We start from the raw sequence: 16,607 nt of genomic DNA on the forward strand, positions 1-16,607 counted from the left end.
ATCCCGAGCTCCCGTGGACGCGGGTGCGGGACTTACGACCTCAGCGGTCGCGCGCGGCGACAAACCGCGCAAGGGCCTCCAGGCGAAACGCATCTTCGCCCAAGGGAGCGAGGGCCTCGACGGCTTCTTTCAGGATGCGGTCGCGGAGGCGTTGCGCCTCTTCGAGACCGAGGATCGTCACGTAAGTCGCCTTGCGCTGCGCCGCGTCTTTCCCAGGCGTCTTGCCGAGAGTTGCGGCGTCTCCCACGGCGTCCAAAATGTCGTCCTGCACCTGAAAGAGGAGGCCGAGGCGCTCGGCATAGCGAGAGAGGGCGTCTTCCGCCTCCCGCGGTGGGCGGGCGATGCGTACTGCGGCCCATACGGCGTAGCGGAGGAAGGCCCCCGTCTTGTGCCGGTGGATTTCTTCTACCCCTTCCAGGGGCAACTCCTTTCCCTCGCCTTCCAGGTCGAGGACCTGCCCCTTGACCATCCCCTCGGCGCCTAAGGCGTGGGCAAATCCGGAGACGAGTTCGAGGGCCAGCGCGGGAGGAAAATCGGCGTGCCGCAGGGGAAGTTCAGCGAGAATGCGGAACGCTTCCGTAAGGAGCGCGTCACCTGCGAGAATGGCCATGGCCTCTCCGAACACCTTGTGGTTGGTGGGTCGGCCCCGGCGGTAGTCGTCGTCGTCCATCGCCGGGAGGTCGTCGTGGATCAGGGAATACGTGTGGGCCATCTCCATCGCCACGCCCACGTCGAGGTAGCATAATCCCTCCTTTCCGAGGCTGTCTAAGGTGGCGACGAAGAGGAGCGGGCGAAAGCGCTTTCCCCCGCCTTCGAGGGAATACCGCATCGCCTCGAGAAGGCGCGGCGGGGCCTCCCGCGGAAGGAGTTCGCGCATGCGCAGTTCGAAGCGGGCGTTGACGACGGACGCATATGCGGCGAGATCAAAGGCGTGGGTTCGGGTCATCGCCTTCCTCCTCTTCCCCAGGGAACTCTTCTTCGAACTCGATCTCGTCTTCCCACTCTGCGAAATCCTCTTCCCCCTCGAAGGGGAAGAGTTCATTCTCCGACGCGGGAGCGAATCCCTCCGAAACCTTCGGCTCGGGGGAAACCTCTTCTTCGCGAAGGCGGCGAACGCGCTGTTCGAAACGGTTGAGTTCGCCGTTTAAGTAGCGTACGAGGCGCGTTCCCTCTTCGTAAAGCGACAGCGCCTTGTCGAGGGGAAGGTCGGCCGATTCCAACCGCTCAACTACCTCTTCCAGGCGTGCAAGGGCCTTTTCAAAGGTCCACGCGTCCTTGCCTGCGCGTTCCAAGTCGTCCAAGTCCTCTCCCTCCCGTTTGCCTTTCTCGGCCCGAACCCGCTCCGGCGAAAGGCCAAAAGGGGCCAGTTATGCAGGATGCTGCCGGAAAAGTTCTACGGCGACTTCTCGTCGGAAAGCGGGGGTGCGGCGTCTGCGCGGCGGCTTCCGGTTTTCTCCGATTTCGCATGGGGCACGCGCTCTGCCGGGGCCCCGAAATCGCGCCTTTCCGCGGGCCACACGGGGAGACCCCCCTCCTGCCGAACGGAAAGGAGTTCCAAGGCCTCGGCGAGGAGCGCGCCATCCGACAGGTAGGCCGTAAACCTCCCCGCCCGAAAGACGTCTTCGGCGCGGACGAGCGGGCGGCCCGATGCATCCGCAAGGTAGGCGTACCCCCGCGCAAGCGGGCGCAACGGGTTCGCTCCTTCCAAGCGTCGGGAGAGGAGCGCCAAGGCATGTCGGCGATGGTCGACGTACCTGGCAACCCCCCCGTGCAGGCGAATGCGGAGGCTTTGGACGTGCGCGCGTTCGGCCGCAAGCGACAGGCGACGAATTGCCGCACCTCGGAGGCGGTCTTCGAGGCGGAAAATGCGAAAGCGCGCCCGCTCGCCGTACCGCTGCACGGCGTGCTCGAGGCGCTCTTCGAGCCGGTCACAGGTTTGGCGGTAGGGGCCGAGAAAGCCCAATGGGTCTGCGAAAACGCGCCGGCGTGCGAGCTTTTCTACCCGCTCTTTCGCCGCCCGAAAGCGCATCCGCCAGCCGTTGAACAACCGCTGCTCCAAGGTCCGAACGTGGACGAGGAGCATCTCCTGATCGGGAACGACACGTTCTGCGGCTCCGGTTGGGGTGGGGGCACGAAGGTCGGCGACGAAGTCGGCCAAAGTCACGTCCGATTCGTGACCGATACCCGTAACCACAGGAGCAGGAAAGGCGTAGAGCGCCCGTACGAGAGTTTCGTCGTTGAACACCCAGAGGTCTTCGATGTCCCCCCCGCCACGCACGACAAGGAGGACGTCTACGGGGGGATGGTGGTTGCGAAGCCGCTCGAGCGCGCGCAAGAGAGACGGTACGGCGTCGTCTCCCTGAACGAGGGCGGGGGCAAAGACGACCTCTGCTCGCGGGTAGAGGCGGGCAAGGGTGCGAAGGACGTCGTGAACGGCGGCGCCGTGTTCCGACGTGATGAGGCCGATGCGTTCGGGAAAGCGCGGAAGGGCCCGCTTGCGCGCGAAAAGTCCCTCCGCTTCGAGTTTCTTTTTGAGCCGTTCGAACTCGAGGAACTTTAGCCCCAACCCGTAGGGATGCATTTCCTGAACTATGAGCTGATACTCCCCACCACGAAGGTAAACGTCGATTCTCCCCCGGGCAATCACCGTGATTCCGTCCCGCGGCCGAAAGGTGAGGGCTTGGTTAGCCCCTGAAAACATCACGCACTTCAGCCGTGCAGACTCGTCCTGCAAGTTGAAGTACATGTGCCCGCTGGAGTGGTGGCGGAAGTTCGAAACCTCCCCCTGCACCCAAACGTTTTGGAGAACCGGATTATTGTGGATGGTGTTTCGAACGAGGTTCGTAAGCGCCCTTACGCTGAGAAAGGAGTTCGTCGCATTCCCGCCCTTCCCCCGAAGCACGTCCCTACCTCCTTCCCCCGCCAACGCTCGTTTCCGAGCTCCCGTACCCTATGCCCTACGACGAACGGCCGCAAGGTGGGTATTGGCGAGGAGCATGGCCACGGTCATCGGACCCACGCCACCGGGCACCGGAGTGATCCACCCCGCGATCTCTTCGACCTCGGGGTGGACGTCCCCGACGAGCCGCCCGTCCTCCAATCGGTTGATCCCGACGTCCACCACCACGGCCCCCGGCTTCACATAACTCCGGGTGACGAGGTGGGGACGCCCTACCGCGACCACGAGGACGTCCGCTTCCCGTGTGACTTCCTCCGGTCGTTCGGAACGCGAATGGAGCACGGTTACGGTCATATCCTCAGCGAGGAGGAGGAGCGCGGTGGGCTTCCCCACGATGTTGCTCCTCCCGATCACGGCGGCACGCTTTCCCCGAAGCGGTACCCCCGTCTCGCGCAAAATCCGAAGGACTCCTTGCGGGGTGCAAGGGACGAAGTACTCCCCTACCCCCGTGAGCATGCGCCCCATGTTTACGGGCGTAAACCCATCGACGTCCTTCTCGGGAGGAATTGCCTCGAGGACGCGGGCCTCGGAAATGTGGCGCGGCAGCGGCAGCTGAACGAGAATCCCGTCCACGTCCTCATCGTCTGCGAGGGCTGCGACTTCTGCGAGCACTTCGTCTTCCGATGCCTCGGCAGGAAGATGCCGAACCGTCGAGCGGATTCCCACTTCTTGGGCGGCCTTCGCCTTCTGGCGTACGTACACCTCCGAGGCGGGATCATCGCCCACGAGGAGAACGGCGAGGTGCGGGACGATCCCCCGAGCGGTAAGGGCCTCGACCTCCTGCGCCACCTCCTTGCGGACGATTTCGGCGAGCCGTTTGCCGTCGATGCGTATGGCCACGTCTACCGTCTCCCTTCCTCTTCTGGCTCCGATCCGGAATCGGATGCGTCCTCGGAATTGGGACCTGTGCCAGACGCCTCGGACAACCGGCGCTCGCGGTAGATGCTCGCGAGGACGCCGTTGACAAAGGCCGGGGCACGGTCGTCGCTGTAGCGCTTGGCAAGTTCGATGGCCTCGTCTAGGGATACCCGGGGAGGGACGTCGGGAGAGTGGAGGAGCTCGAACGTTCCAATGCGCAAAATCGCCCGATCCACCGGGGAAAGGCGGTCGAGCGTCCAGTCGATGAGGTGGGCTGAGATTTCCGCATCGATTTCGGCGAGGTGCGCGAGGACCCCCTCTACGAGGAAAGAGGCGTACGCCCGAGATGCGTCGGGGACGCGCAGGTCTGCGAGAGCTTCTCGGGCGTCGCCTCCCACGAGGTCGATGCGGTAGAGGGCCTTAAGGGCGGCTTCCCGTGCCTTTCGTCGACTCATCGCGTCCTCCCTTGCGCGAAACAAAAAATTCCGGAAACGTCTGGATTACGAGCTTCCGGAGCTCCCCATCCCCGTCGAGCCAGCGCCCGATCTCGTAAAACAGGGCGTAGATGAGCGCCACGCCGAGCATCTTCCAAAAGCCGAAAAAGAGGAAGACGAGACTCAAGAGGGTGGCGAAGGCGAGCATCCCCGCCCTTCCGGGATGAGCCCGGAGCCACTCCCGAAGCTCCTCACGCACCGCCGACCCCCCCTATTCGCCCCGCCTCCGGCGCACGGAACCCGCCTTGGTTACGTTGTCGACGTAGACGGAGATTTGGTGGATGGGGACGCCGGTCGCTTCTTCGACTTCCTGTTTGACCTCACTTTGAATACGGCCGACGAGGTCGGGAAGCGGCTCTCCGCCGGAAACCTTTACGCTTATGGTATACCGGTTCCCTTCGGTTTCCGAAGGGACGAAGCGCACATGGGTTTCCTGAATCCCGGGTATCGCCTCGACGACGCGCTCCGCAAGTCTCTCCATCGCCGCGAGCGAAATCCGGGTCTCGCCCAACTCCGTTCGGGAGAGGAGCGCCGGAGGCTCTTCTTCGCCCGCACGATACAAGAGGTAGCGGAGCGAGCCGAGGAGGAGCAAAAACGCGACCGTGAGGACCACGGCGCGTAGCTCTACCCGCGCGTAGACGTACCCTAAGCCGTCGAGCACGCCGGTTTCGAACACGCCGAGGCCGACGATCAAGAGGAGAAGGGATGCCAACAAGGCGAGGAAGGAAAAGACCTTGAGGAAAAATCGGTCTACTGGGTGCATCGCAGGCCCATCCCTTCTTTCCTACCGAACGCGGGGCGGTTCGCTCTCCTCGTCTTCCTGGGGACGGGCGGGCGAGGGAAAGCGAAGGTCCACAATGTGCACGTTCACCTCGACGACGCGAAGTCCCGTCATCGTCTCGATCGCCCGACGTACGGCATCCTGTACCTGGCCGGCCACTTGGGGAAGGGCATACCCGTATTCGACAACGAGGGAGAGATCCACGGCCGCCTCTTCTTGTCCGACTTCGACTTGGACGCCCTTGGTGAGGTTCCGCCGTCTGCCAATGCGTTCCGTAATGTCTCCTACGAATCCGCCGGAAAGATCGGCAACGCCCTCCACTTCCCGCGCGGCAATCCCGGCTATAGTGGCGACGACTTCGGGAGCGATGACGATCTTTCCCAGCGGCGTTTCTTCGTGGGGGTACGATCCTTCCAGGTGCGCCATATGCGCCCACTCCTCTCCTGGCCGTTCTCTCCCAGTATACCAAAAACCACTAGCAAACCAAACGACCGCAGGCCATCAGGAACCGGCGACGCCTGCCCGGCGCGACGCGAGGAACTCCTCCAAAAAGCCGGTGTGCACATCTCCTCGGACGAACTGCGGATCATCGACGATCTGCCGACAGAGCGGTGCCGTCGTCCGCAGGCGGTCTCCTTCGAGGACGAGTTCGTCGAGGGCGCGGCGCATGCGACGGATGGCTTCGTCCCGCGTTTCTCCCCACACGACGAGCTTTGCCACGAGGGAGTCGTAGTGCGGAGGGATCACGGCACCAGGTTCTGCGTACGTGTCTACGCGCACGCCGAATCCCCCCGGAAGGTGGACGCGTTCGAGACGCCCGGGCGTGGGGAGAAACCCGCGCTCGGGATCTTCGGCGTTGATCCGGCATTCTATGGACCAACCCCGGAGCACGACGTCCTCTTGTCGAATTTCCAGGGGTTCGCCGGCGGCGAGGCGGATCGTCTCGCGGACGATGTCGATCCCCGTAACCCACTCGGTCACCGGGTGCTCTACCTGGAGGCGCGTGTTCATTTCGATAAAGAAGAGTTCCCCCGTGCGGACGTCGTAGAGGAATTCCAGTGTCCCTGCCCCCACGTACCCGAGACCGCGCACGGCGCGTACGACGCGTTCGCCCAGCTCTTCCCGCATAGCAGGAGTCAGGGGAAGAGACGGCGACTCCTCGAGGAGCTTTTGGTGCCGGCGCTGGAGCGAGCACTCCCGCTCGCCCAGATGGACGACGTTGCCGTATCGGTCCGCAAGGATTTGAACTTCGATATGGCGGGACCGTTCTACGTACCGTTCCAAGTACAGGCCGCCATTCCCGTAGGCGCGCTCCGCCTCAAGCTGGGCTGTGCGGAAGGCGGCACGGAGCTCTTCGGGGGTGCGGGCGATGCGCATTCCCCGTCCCCCGCCCCCCGCCGTCGCCTTTACGAGGACGGGGTAGCCGATCGCCTCCGCTTCGCGCAAGGCCTCTTCGACGTCGTGGAGGATGTCCGTCCCCGGAAGTACGGGGATCCCCAGGGAACGCATCGTCCTCCGCGCCGTAGCCTTGTCGCCCATGCGGGCAATGACCTCCGAAGGCGGGCCGACGAAGGTAATCCCCACCTCTTCTACGAGTTCGGCAAAGCGCGCGTTTTCCGCGAGAAACCCGTACCCGGGGTGGACGGCGTCGACCCCGAGGAGCGTCGCAAGGGTGAGGAGGTTCGTGATGTTCAAATAGCTCTCCTGAGCGGGTGCCGGGCCTATGCAGTACGCCTCGTCGGCAAGCCGCGTGTGGAGCGCCCCGCGATCGGCTTCCGAATACACGGCGATGGTTCGGATTCCCAGCTCCTTGGCGGCGCGCACGATGCGCACGGCGACCTCACCGCGGTTCGCCACGAGGAGAGAGGAGAACACGTTACCCCTCCTTCCGGATGAGGAAGAGAGGTTGCCCGTACTCGACGAGTTGGCCGTCTTCCGCGAGGACCGCGTGCACAATCCCGTGAACGCCGGCCTTGATTTCGTTGAAGATCTTCATCGCCTCGATGAGGCATACGACCGTATCCGGGGTTACGCGATCGCCCACGCGCACAAAGGGCGGCGCCGTAGGTTCCGGGCGCGAGTAAAACGTTCCTACGAGCGGCGCCCTCACACTCTCCAAGCCTTCGAACGCCTCCTCAGCGGTCTCCGAAGGTTCGAGGAGCTCCGAAGGGCGCTCATGCTCGGACGCGACGCCCTCCTCTTCCCAAATCGCCCGGGATTTCGCCTCCGGATACGAGACGACGCCCGCCGGCCCGCCTCCGCCGGGAAGGACGGTGGCTTCGGACGCGCGCGGGGTCTTCCGCAGGACGAGTCGTTCGTCTCCCCGTTCCCAACGGAAGTACGCAAGGGACGAGGCGTCAAAGAGGAGAAGGAGCTCTTTGATTTCCGAGATATCCACGATCGGACCTCCCGAACCGTGCGTTTCCCGAGTCCTTGCGCCCGACCCCCACCCCATTCCAAAAGTCGGGGGGACCTCCTCCCCACCCCGAGAGTCGGGGAAAGACCGGGAAGTCGGCTCCCATTATATCACGAGCGGACGGGGGCGGAAGATCGGGTTCCCTTCCCTATGGAGAAGGGGCGCCCGAGGGAACGCCGTCCGTACGGGAGGTCACGGCCGCGCCGTAACCGTGACGTCGGTCCCTTTGAGATTCGCCTCCTTGGCGACGATGCCGATGATCTTGACCGCCTCTTCCGCGCTCAGCGCGTTGGCCTTGACAAACACGTGGGCGCGCTCTTCGTCGAGGATGACCACCGCGTCCGGGTAGCCGGCCGCCTTGATCGCCCCTTCGAGGGCGATTTCCTTGCTCTCCAGATCTTCCAGTCGGCTGATGCGGGCGCTCGCCGTCGCTACCGCGTCCTTGTCTCCCGTCTTTTCGTTCAAGATCGAGTAGTACTGTTCGAGGATGCGCGAGCGGCTCTGCTCGCGTTCGAGGCGGAGGAGGGCAAAGGCGTCGTCTCCCCGCGCCGTCCTCAGGGCTACGTCTCCCTTTTCTCCCGATGCAGCTTCTTTGCCGGTGGCGTTCGAGGCCGACTGCGCCGAAGGGGCCGCCTCGTCCTTTCGGGCGACTTCTCCTTCGGGGGGCTGGGAAAAGAAGAGGTAGTACACGGACATCACGGCGAGCAACGTGAGCATGAGCATGAACCAAAACGTCTGCGGGTGACGGTCCTTCACGGCACCTTCTCCCCTTTCCTTTCTTGCCGATCTTTCCCGGTCGTCCCCTCACGGATTTGTGCCCCGCATGGGGACGACGGCGATGCGGTGGGCGGGTACGTCAAACGCGCGACCTACGGCTTCGACGATCCAGAGCTTCACGCGGGCATCCTCGGCACCCCGGACGACGACGACGACGCCGCGGATGCGGGGTTGAAGGACCTTGCGCATGATCGGTGTTTCCCGATCTCCGGAACGCAGGGAAACAGGTTCCTCCTCGCGGGTTTCTTCTCCCGTGGTCCGCGTCCCGCCTTGCGCATCTCGTTCTTCTACCGCCGTGCGCGTAGAGCGAACGTGCGTCTCCCAAACCGTTTCCTCCGAGGAGTCGACGGTCACGAACACGCGCACGTTTCCGGGACCCAGGACTTCCTCAAGCAGTGCCGTGATCCGCTTTTCGTACTCGGCTTCGTATCGGTGAAAGGCGGGAGAGGCCGCGCCGCCGGAGTCGGAGGGCGGGGTATCCTTCCGAACGTCTTCCGCAGGTGGAACCGGCGGGCTCGGACGGGGAGCCGGGGTGGCAAAGTGCACCCCCAGAAGGACGAGGACGACGAGGGCGAGAAGGAAGATCCGGTGCCTGGTCCCCGAGGGTAGGGCGCTCCACTCGGGAAGACGGAAGTGCGACATCGTCGTTCCCTCCAAGCCTGGCCAGTTGAGGAGGGAGGTGACTTTCCCGCCCGGCCGAAGGGATCACTCCTTTGCAGGTGCAAAGACGACGTGGACCACCTCCGAAGGAAGGCCGAACCGTTCGGCGAGGAGTCGCCTCGCCTTGTCCTCAACCTCCCGGTGTTCCGGCGTCTCGTTCCGCCGGGAAGGCGGCGCACCCGTCGAAGACGCGGCGAGGGATCCGGGTTCCGTCGCGACCTTCCTTTCGGGTGCGAGCACCACCTGCGAGACGACGATCGGGGGTACCGTGACGGAGACGTGTCCCGGCTCGTCTTTTCTAGCCGTACGCGGCCCTTCCGTGAAATAGACCACGACTTCGGCAACGCGCGGCTGGGCCAACGACCCTTCGAGACGAGCGTTCACCCGCTCTACCGGAAGTCCCGCGGATGCGAGCTGGGACGCGATTGCTTGGGCGATACGCCCTTCGGATTCTCGAAACACTTCCCGAGAGAAACGTCCGTCTCCGTCGGCAACGCCCGAAGGCGGGCGCGCCGCCGAAGAGGCGCCTTTAGGCGGGGACAGGATTTCGTCGATGCGCCGGAGGAGGTCCTCGTCCGCCGCCCAAGGACGGTGGAGCGCCGAGGCGATGGGGCCGATGAGGGCCGTGAGGACGACCAGGGAGAGTGCGAAGCGGGCGTATTTGCGCAAGGATCCCTCGGGTAGGAGGAGTTCTGTCAACGCGGCAAAGAGAATGAGGCCCACCAGCTCCTTCACCCAGGCAAACAGCCCCGACATCCCCCTTCCCTCCCACGCCGTACAATCTTGAGCAAGCGACCGCATGCCGTCCGCCCCTACAGGGCAAGCGCGGCGTAGGGATAGGCGAGAAAGACGAGCACGGCCACGAACAAAAAGAAGAGGATGGCCACGAGGATGAGCGCGGTAAAGAGAGCGTATAGAGCCTCGGAAATCTTCCCGAGGAGAGCGGGAACTTCTTTCGTGCCGAGCGGTTCGACGAGGGCGGCGGCGAACTGGTAAAGGAAGGCGAGGACGAACACCTTCAGCGCGGGAAAAAACGTAGCCCAGGCGAGGGCGACAACGCCGACCGCCCCGACGGCGTTGCGCAAAAGCAGAGAAGTCCCGAAAACCGTTTCTACGGCGTCGGAAAACATCTTTCCGAAAAAGGGAAGGAAGGTGCTCGCGGCAAACTTAGACGTCCGGAGGATGAGGCCGTCGCCCGCCGCAAGCACACCGCCGTACACGGCCGTCAGCCCGAGGAAGAGCGTAAGGGTAATGCCGAGGACGACGAGCCCTCCCTGACGAAAGAGGCGGCTCAGGCGGTGCAGGGGAAACGAGGGGGCTAGCGAACTCACGATTTCGAGCACCGCCGAGACGAAGAGGAGGGGAAACACGAGGCGGGAGACCAACAGCGAGGCGAGTTCGAGAAAGGAAACCAGCACGGGGTGAAGGAGGGCCGCCGTAGACGCCTGACCTGCCGTCGTATACAGGGCAAAGAAAAGCGGAAGCGCGGCCGCCATGAGTTCGACCATGCGCGACGTGCCGTCCAGGGCCACCCGGTAGGCGAGGGAAAACCCCTGAAAGGCGAAAAGGGCGAGGAGAAAGAAACCGACGGTGGTTGCCGCCTTCCCTCCCGCGGAAAAGGAAAACGCCGTCTCGAGGTGTTCGAGAAGCGTAAGGAAGAGGGCGAGGAAGAGCACCACCCCGAGGCGTCCCGAAACCTCGCCGATTTCGCGAAAGGTGTAGGAGACGAGGGCGCGGAGAAAGGCCCCCGGATTGAGGAGGATTCCCGGCTCCCGCAAGAGAGACGCGAGGGAGCTGTCGTAACCCCGGGGGAGGAACGGGCCGTATTCGCGGCGGAGCTCTTCCCACCAGCGCTCCAGGTCGCGCAGATCGATTTCCCGAAGAAGCGCTTCTTCGCGTTCCGGAGAAGCGACTCCTTCGTTTCGGGACCGCGGGTCGTAGGAAGGGGAATTGGAGGTCGGCGGGTCCGCGCGCGGCAAGGAGTCTCCTCGGAACGGTCGGAAAGGTTCGGATCCTCCCCCAGAAGCGGCGGAGGAGGCCGCGTATGCCGAAGTCGGCTCCTCGAAAACAGCGAGGAAGGACGCGGCGAAGACAAGGAGCGCGCCCGCGAGCAAAAGGCGCTGGAGCGGAGGAACCGGAAGCCGCACCGCGTTCCCCCCTACGGCGTGAGTAGTCCGGAAATGGACTCGACGAGAGTTTCGAGAAGCGGCAAGGCGAGAAGGAGGATGAGCACACGACCCGCCAGTTCGACCTTTTTGGCCACGGCCTCTTCGTGCGCGTCGCGGCTCAGCTGGGCAGCAAATTCCGTGAGGTAAGCGATTCCGAGGATTTTGAGGAGGATTTCGAGGTGGGGGACGCGCACGTGCGTCTTCTCCGCGAGACCGAAGAGGGCGTCGAAGATGAGGCGCAGGGCGTCGAGCAGGGAGAAAAAGATCGCGATGCCCACGAGCAGGCTGACGAAGAGCGCAAATGCGGGGAAGCGTTCGCGCAAAAGGAGGTTGAGCGCCGTCGCCACGAGGGCGAGGGCCACGATGTGCACGATTTCCACAGGACATCGCCCCACAATCGGACACGGCGGCTGCGCGTTCGACCCTTTTCCGAGGCCGTCCTTGGCCGAAACCGGCGGGATCAAAGGCGAAAGAGGCGTTCGAGTTGGGCGAACAGGCGGTACGTGGCATCGACTACGAGGTACAATCCGGCGAGAAACCCGAGGTACGTGATGAGCTGGGCCCACTCTTCCTTTCCCGCCTGTTTGAGAACGGCGTGGACGATGCTCAGGAGGATCGCGAAGGCCGCAAGGGTGAGGACCCGGTGCACGTCGAGGCCTAAGGCGTCGAACATCCGCTTCCCTCCCGCTTTCGGCGCGTGCCGCGCGTCGTGATCCGCAGGGGAGGAGGAGGGAAGAACGCTTCCGACCGAGGAGGGACGTCGCCTAGAGGACGAGGATTCCCAGGGCGAGCCCTCCCAAAAATCCGAGGTTGCGGTAGAGCCCCGCGTACCGCCGCTCCTCTTCGAGGGCTTCTTCGATGCGGCGCGCAAGTTCTTCGTCCGTGCGGCGGAAGACGCGCGCCGCGTGTTCCACGTCTCCTCGCCCCAGCGTCGATCCCGCTGCCCGCAAGAGGCGTCGGTCCGCTTCCCGCAGGTTCGGGACGAGCGGTTCGAGTGCGGCATCCCAAGCCTCGCCGAAGGAGCGCGCGCCTTCCGCGAGTCTACGGGCGAGGTCGGCAAAAAACCCCCGAAGTTCTTCGGGACCCTCTGCGGCGAGTTCACGCGCTACCTCGGGTAGGGGCACCCTGCGGACGAGCACTTCGAGTTCCAAGAGGACGAACGCCTGGCGAAAGGCGCCCAACAGGCGCGTCCGCCTTCGGTACCGCTCTCCGGCGTTCCATCCGACGCCCGCGCCGAAAAAGAGCAGTGCGAAAAAGAGAAGGGGCTTCATCGCCTTCCCCGTCCCTTTCCCGATCCTCGGAACTTCCCGAATCCGAAACGTCAAGCCTCCCGCCGTCCAAAGCTTGCGGATCCTTCGGAAGCAAGAACTCCGCGGGGGCGTACCTCGGGACGATCGGAGCGACCGAAACCTCGGGGTTCGGCTGTGGAACGGTAGAGCGTCTTCCCCGAAGCATCTTCGATCGACGCAACTTCTGGAAGGAAGGCACCGCGCCGAAGGACGACATAGAGGTCGAAGGGGAGGAGTAAGTCGGCCGCGACCAACCGCCGAAGGAAATCCTCCCGCGAGGGGGCGTGGGCCGTTGCCCACACGGCAACGCCGGCCCGACGCATGTCCCAGAGGAGTGCCAGCTCCTCGCGGGAGGCGAGTTCGTCTACGGCGACGACTGCCGGGGCCATGCTTCGGAGGGCCATGGCGAGCGCCGCGGACTTAGGAACTCCTTCGTACACGTCTGTCCGCGCCCCCACAGGAAGTCGGGGAACCCCATCGGCAAGCGAAGCCAGCTCGCCACGTTCGTCGACGAGGGCGACGCGGGACCCCCGCCACACGCCGGGAATTCCGTCCGACGCCCGTTGTACGAGGTCGCGGAGGACCGTCGTTTTCCCCGAACGCGGGGGTCCGATGAGGAGCAACGAAGGGGGCGCATCGCGCCGAGCCGAAGAAAACACGTACGGGTACAGGGGGGCGGCCGCCCCTTCCAAGGTCCGGGCCAGGCGGATATTCAGCGAGCTCACTTCGACGAGGCGAAATCCTCCGTCCGGGAGTGGGGTTCCGCGTCCGGAGAGGCCGACGCGATGTCCGCCGGGCAGATAGAGAAACCCCTCCCGCCACCCGCTTTCCCGCGCGTACGTCGAGTACTCCGTGAGTCGAGCTACGAGGCGTTCGAACTCCTCGACGTGTAAACGGAGCGCTTCCTCGGGTACCGAGATCAGTCGTCCGTCCCCTCGCAGAAAGCCCTCCTCCGGAGGGGCCACGATCTCCAACGGGCGCCCTTTGCGGATGCGGATTTCTTCCAACCGTTCTCCGAAATCCCGCGCCAAGCGACGGAGCGCCGGACGAACGCTCTCGGGAAACAGGGCGAAGAGTGCCTCCGGGAAGGAAGGCACGTAAGCGTCGGGCCGCACCCCGCCACCTCCTCTGCCCCACTCTCTCCGGCGGAAAATCCGATGTGGACAACGGGGTTTGCTTCATCCCTATGCCCGTTCGTCTCCTCCTAGACCGACATCGGGGGTACACCGGCACGGCCCGCATCCGCACGTCACGGAGCCCGAAAAGAAAAAGCGCGGCGGCGCCGTGCGCCGCCGCGCTTTTTCCGAAAGCCTAAGGCGGGAAGGGGTCATCGAGCGCGAATGGCTACGTACGCAGGCTCTTCGTCCTCTTCCGCCTCTGCCTCCGCCGAGCCCAGCTCGAGTTCGAGGATCTGGGTCGGCGCGTGTCCTTCTTCGACGGAAATCCAGAAAGGCTGGCCGCATTCCGGACAGACGACCTTTACCAACTCACTTCCCAGCCATGCTTCGCTTACGAGGAGGGGCGTGCCGCAGTGTGGGCACTCGATTTCGATAAACTCCCCCTCCTCTTCCTCGTCGCGGGCGGAGGCCTTCGTCCGATTCTTCCCGGCGCGCCCCCGCTTGTCCTCCTCTTCCTCCTCTTCTTCGTCCTCCCAATCTTCGTCTTCCTCGTCCTCTTCGTCTTCTTCCCAATCCTCGTCCTCGTCTTCGTCCCACTCTTCTTCGTCTTCGTCCTCCCATTCCTCGTCTTCGTCTTCGTCGTCTTCCCAATCTTCCCAATCCTCGTCTTCGTCTTCCTCTTCTTCGTCCTCCTCCCACTCTTCGTCCTCGTCCTCGTCTTCGTCTTCGCCGGAGAGTTCCTCCTCGATGTCCATGAGGTCTTCGTCGATGGCGTCGAGGTACATCTCCTGTTCTTCCAACCGGGATTCCAGGGCTTCTACACGGGAGACGAGTTGCTCGAGGAAGTCGAGCAGGTCTTGAAAGAGCACCCCTTCCCGAGTCGTCGTTTCCCAACCGAGGCCTTCGATCTTACCGCGCAAAAAGGCAAGGCGTTCGCGCATCTCCATCGCGTGGACCTCCCTCACGTTAGGTTGAGATGGGGATGAGGCTCCGAACGTCGCCGCATGCCTCGCCGTTTCTCTTCGTAGTATGGCCGATACCGGGTCGGTTCCATGCCCGTCCCCACACCTCTATCATATCGCTTTGGGTATGCTTGGAAACATCAAAACCTAGACGCGGACGAGCTTGGGCGCATGAAAAAACGCCCGGGAAGAATCCGGGCGTCAGGCGCGGGATACGTACTCCCCGCTTCGCGTGTCCACGACGATCCAGTCCCCTTGGTTGACGAAGAGCGGTACCTGTACGACGTACCCGGTCTCGAGCTTCGCAGGCTTCGTCGCTCCGGAAACCGTATCGCCGCGGATCCCCGGCTCCGTCTCCACCACTTGGAGCGTCACCGTCTGCGGCAGATCGATTCCGAGTACCTCGTCGCCGTAAAACATGACATGCACCGTGAGGTTTTCCTTGAGGAAGTTCACCTCGTGCTCGAGGCGCGAACGCGGGATGGTCACCTGTTCGAAGGTTTCCGTGTCCATAAACACGTAGTCGTCGCCGGAAGCGTAGAGGAACTGCATTTCGCGCGTGCGCACGTCAGCCCGCGGAAGCTTCTCCCCTGCACGAAACGTCGTCTCGCGGATGTTTCCCGTGCGGAGGTTCTTGAGCTTCGCGCGGACAAAGGGCGACCCCTTCCCGGGTTTCACGTGCATGAATTCGAGTACCTGCCAGGGGTCGTTTTCCCAGATGACGACAGCGCCGGTGTAGAAGTCGTTGGTGGAGATCACGCCTGCCCTTCCCTTCTCTCCCGTACGGGGCGCGTACGGGTTGCGTTTCGAAACCCCCGAGAAAGACCATCGGCCCCCGGGGAAAACCGCGACTTCCATTGTACCGAGGCGAGCCCAAGATGTAAAGCTTGCCGTTTTTCCCACTGCGGGGCGGTCGCCTCAACGCAGCCGAAGGAGCTCTTTGGGCAACGTAGAGAGGAGCACCGCGCCCGACTCGCCTACGAGGACGTCGTCCTCGATGCGCACCCCTCCAAGGTCGGGCACGTAAATCCCCGGTTCGATCGTGACCACCGATCCCGCCTTCAGAGGCGTGGCGCGGCCGGGACCGATCGTCGGATCTTCGTGTACGGCGAGGCCGATGCCGTGCCCCGTAGCGTGGCCGAAGTACTTTCCGTAGCCCGCACGCTCGATCGTCTCCCTCGCCGCGGCGTCGACCTCCTCGGCGGTGACGCCGGCCCGCACGCGGGCCACAGCTCGGAGCTGGGCCGCGAGGACGGTCTCGTAGATCCGCAGAAGCGCCTCCGGGGGATCGCAGAGGGCCACGGTGCGTGTGAGGTCGGACACGTATCCTTCATACACGGCGCCGAAGTCGAGGGTGACGAGCTCGCCGCAGGCGAGGGGCTTGTCCGTCGGCATTCCGTGGGGCAAACTCCCGCGTACCCCCGAAACGACGATGGGGGGGAAGGCCGTCGCCTCAGCGCCTGCCTCGCGCATGGCCCGCTCCAAGGCCCAGGCAACCTGGCGTTCCGTCCGGCCGGGGCGAATCTCCGGAAGCACCGCGCGGAACGCCGCTTCCGCAATCTCTACCGCCCGCCGGATTTTGGCGAGCTCGGGAGGATCCTTGCGCACACGAAGGCCTTCGAGCGCTTCTCCTGCATCCTCCCAGCGCACCTCAGGGCACACCTCGCGGGTGACGGCAAGAAGGCGCTCGTACGCGCGCACGCTCATCGCGTCGCCTTGGAAGGCGACGCGGGCCGGACGGGATGTGCAGACGGCGCGCACTACGGCTTCCTCGGGTTTCCGTTCGTGGTCTACGACGCGCACCCCGGGACATTCACGTCCCGCCTGTTCGAGGTAGCGAAAGTCCGTGAAGAGGATCGCCTCCTCGCGCGTGAGGAGGAGAAGGCCGCTCGATCCCGTGAATCCCGAAAGGTAACGGCGATCTTCGGGACGGGAGATGAGGGCGCCGTAGAACCCCGCGTCCGCCAGCCGGGCGAGAAGTCGCTCGCGGCGGGAACGGAAATACTCGCGTTCTTCATGTTCCACGTATGGCCGGGACGACGGGAGTGCCCACGGCTCTGGCTCCCCGCGCCCGCGTTCACCTCCGTGACGAGGAACTCGACCTACGAGAGACGTCCGAAACTCC

General features: G+C 64.1%; 21 protein-coding genes. All 21 read right to left on the reverse strand.

Going from position 1 to position 16,607, the window contains the following annotated elements; genetic code table 11:
- Positions 1 to 40: 40 nt before the first annotated feature.
- Complete coding sequence (locus C7438_RS01865) at positions 41 to 946, reverse strand: polyprenyl synthetase family protein (RefSeq protein ID WP_211322016.1); 906 nt, start codon at positions 944 to 946, stop codon at positions 41 to 43.
- Complete coding sequence (xseB, locus tag C7438_RS09460; protein WP_252393311.1) at positions 924 to 1,301, reverse strand: exodeoxyribonuclease VII small subunit; 378 nt, start codon at positions 1,299 to 1,301, stop codon at positions 924 to 926. Before xseB ends, C7438_RS01865 begins: the two co-directional genes overlap by 23 nt.
- A gap of 92 nt (positions 1,302 to 1,393) precedes the next feature.
- Positions 1,394 to 2,902 (reverse strand): exodeoxyribonuclease VII large subunit, encoded by a 1,509-nt coding sequence (gene xseA / locus C7438_RS01875; RefSeq protein ID WP_170143477.1) that lies wholly within the window; start codon positions 2,900 to 2,902, stop codon positions 1,394 to 1,396.
- Positions 2,903 to 2,950: 48 nt separating this feature from the next.
- A complete protein-coding gene (gene folD, locus C7438_RS01880; protein WP_121443641.1) occupies positions 2,951 to 3,799 on the reverse strand; it encodes a bifunctional methylenetetrahydrofolate dehydrogenase/methenyltetrahydrofolate cyclohydrolase FolD in 849 nt (282 codons plus the stop codon).
- Between the two features lie 2 nt (positions 3,800 to 3,801).
- Complete coding sequence (gene nusB / locus C7438_RS01885; protein WP_121443642.1) at positions 3,802 to 4,272, reverse strand: transcription antitermination factor NusB; 471 nt, start codon at positions 4,270 to 4,272, stop codon at positions 3,802 to 3,804.
- Positions 4,238 to 4,510 (reverse strand): DUF2273 domain-containing protein, encoded by a 273-nt coding sequence (locus C7438_RS01890; RefSeq protein WP_147401960.1) that lies wholly within the window; start codon positions 4,508 to 4,510, stop codon positions 4,238 to 4,240. The genes nusB and C7438_RS01890 overlap by 35 nt, the downstream gene beginning before the upstream one ends.
- Positions 4,511 to 4,522: 12 nt before the next feature.
- A complete protein-coding gene (gene amaP, locus C7438_RS01895; RefSeq protein WP_121443644.1) occupies positions 4,523 to 5,074 on the reverse strand; it encodes an alkaline shock response membrane anchor protein AmaP in 552 nt (183 codons plus the stop codon).
- 21 nt (positions 5,075 to 5,095) lie between these two features.
- The gene (locus C7438_RS01900; protein ID WP_121443645.1) at positions 5,096 to 5,518 is read right to left on the reverse strand and encodes an Asp23/Gls24 family envelope stress response protein; all 423 of its coding nucleotides are present in this window, start codon (positions 5,516 to 5,518) and stop codon (positions 5,096 to 5,098) included.
- Between the two features lie 75 nt (positions 5,519 to 5,593).
- Entirely contained in the window at positions 5,594 to 6,967 is a 1,374-nt protein-coding gene (gene accC, locus C7438_RS01905) for an acetyl-CoA carboxylase biotin carboxylase subunit (protein ID WP_121443646.1), read from the reverse strand.
- A gap of 1 nt (position 6,968) precedes the next feature.
- Positions 6,969 to 7,490, reverse strand: a complete 522-nt coding sequence (gene accB, locus C7438_RS01910) for an acetyl-CoA carboxylase biotin carboxyl carrier protein (RefSeq protein WP_170143478.1) — start codon at positions 7,488 to 7,490, stop codon at positions 6,969 to 6,971.
- 210 nt (positions 7,491 to 7,700) lie between these two features.
- Complete coding sequence (locus tag C7438_RS01915; protein ID WP_121443648.1) at positions 7,701 to 8,264, reverse strand: SpoIIIAH-like family protein; 564 nt, start codon at positions 8,262 to 8,264, stop codon at positions 7,701 to 7,703.
- Positions 8,265 to 8,312: 48 nt separating this feature from the next.
- Positions 8,313 to 8,927, reverse strand: a complete 615-nt coding sequence (locus tag C7438_RS01920) for a SpoIIIAG-related protein (protein ID WP_121443649.1) — start codon at positions 8,925 to 8,927, stop codon at positions 8,313 to 8,315.
- A 63-nt stretch (positions 8,928 to 8,990) separates the two neighbouring features.
- Positions 8,991 to 9,701, reverse strand: a complete 711-nt coding sequence (locus C7438_RS01925; protein WP_170143479.1) for a stage III sporulation protein AF — start codon at positions 9,699 to 9,701, stop codon at positions 8,991 to 8,993.
- Between the two features lie 56 nt (positions 9,702 to 9,757).
- Positions 9,758 to 11,092 carry a stage III sporulation protein AE gene (gene spoIIIAE, locus C7438_RS01930; RefSeq protein WP_121443651.1) on the reverse strand — a complete coding sequence of 445 codons (1,335 nt, stop codon included), beginning with the start codon at positions 11,090 to 11,092 and terminating at the stop codon, positions 9,758 to 9,760.
- 11 nt (positions 11,093 to 11,103) lie between these two features.
- Positions 11,104 to 11,493: a stage III sporulation protein AD gene (gene spoIIIAD, locus C7438_RS01935; protein WP_170143480.1), complete on the reverse strand. Its 390-nt coding sequence runs from the start codon at positions 11,491 to 11,493 to the stop codon at positions 11,104 to 11,106.
- 80 nt (positions 11,494 to 11,573) lie between these two features.
- Complete coding sequence (locus tag C7438_RS01940; protein WP_121443653.1) at positions 11,574 to 11,786, reverse strand: SpoIIIAC/SpoIIIAD family protein; 213 nt, start codon at positions 11,784 to 11,786, stop codon at positions 11,574 to 11,576.
- A 91-nt stretch (positions 11,787 to 11,877) separates the two neighbouring features.
- Positions 11,878 to 12,438 carry a stage III sporulation protein AB gene (spoIIIAB, locus tag C7438_RS01945; protein ID WP_121443654.1) on the reverse strand — a complete coding sequence of 187 codons (561 nt, stop codon included), beginning with the start codon at positions 12,436 to 12,438 and terminating at the stop codon, positions 11,878 to 11,880.
- Positions 12,435 to 13,517, reverse strand: a complete 1,083-nt coding sequence (locus C7438_RS01950) for an AAA ATPase domain-containing protein (protein ID WP_121443655.1) — start codon at positions 13,515 to 13,517, stop codon at positions 12,435 to 12,437. The genes spoIIIAB and C7438_RS01950 overlap by 4 nt, the downstream gene beginning before the upstream one ends.
- A gap of 212 nt (positions 13,518 to 13,729) precedes the next feature.
- On the reverse strand, positions 13,730 to 14,467 hold the full coding sequence (locus C7438_RS01955) for a CD1247 N-terminal domain-containing protein (protein ID WP_121443656.1): 738 nt from the start codon (positions 14,465 to 14,467) through the stop codon (positions 13,730 to 13,732).
- A 216-nt stretch (positions 14,468 to 14,683) separates the two neighbouring features.
- On the reverse strand, positions 14,684 to 15,241 hold the full coding sequence (gene efp, locus C7438_RS01960; protein WP_121443657.1) for an elongation factor P: 558 nt from the start codon (positions 15,239 to 15,241) through the stop codon (positions 14,684 to 14,686).
- Between the two features lie 159 nt (positions 15,242 to 15,400).
- Positions 15,401 to 16,507, reverse strand: coding sequence for a M24 family metallopeptidase (locus C7438_RS01965; protein WP_170143481.1), 1,107 nt, complete (start codon positions 16,505 to 16,507; stop codon positions 15,401 to 15,403).
- Positions 16,508 to 16,607: the final 100 nt, after the last annotated feature.

The sequence above is a fragment of the Brockia lithotrophica genome (genome assembly GCF_003633725.1).
Taxonomy (GTDB): domain Bacteria; phylum Bacillota; class Bacilli; order Thermicanales; family DSM-22653; genus Brockia; species Brockia lithotrophica.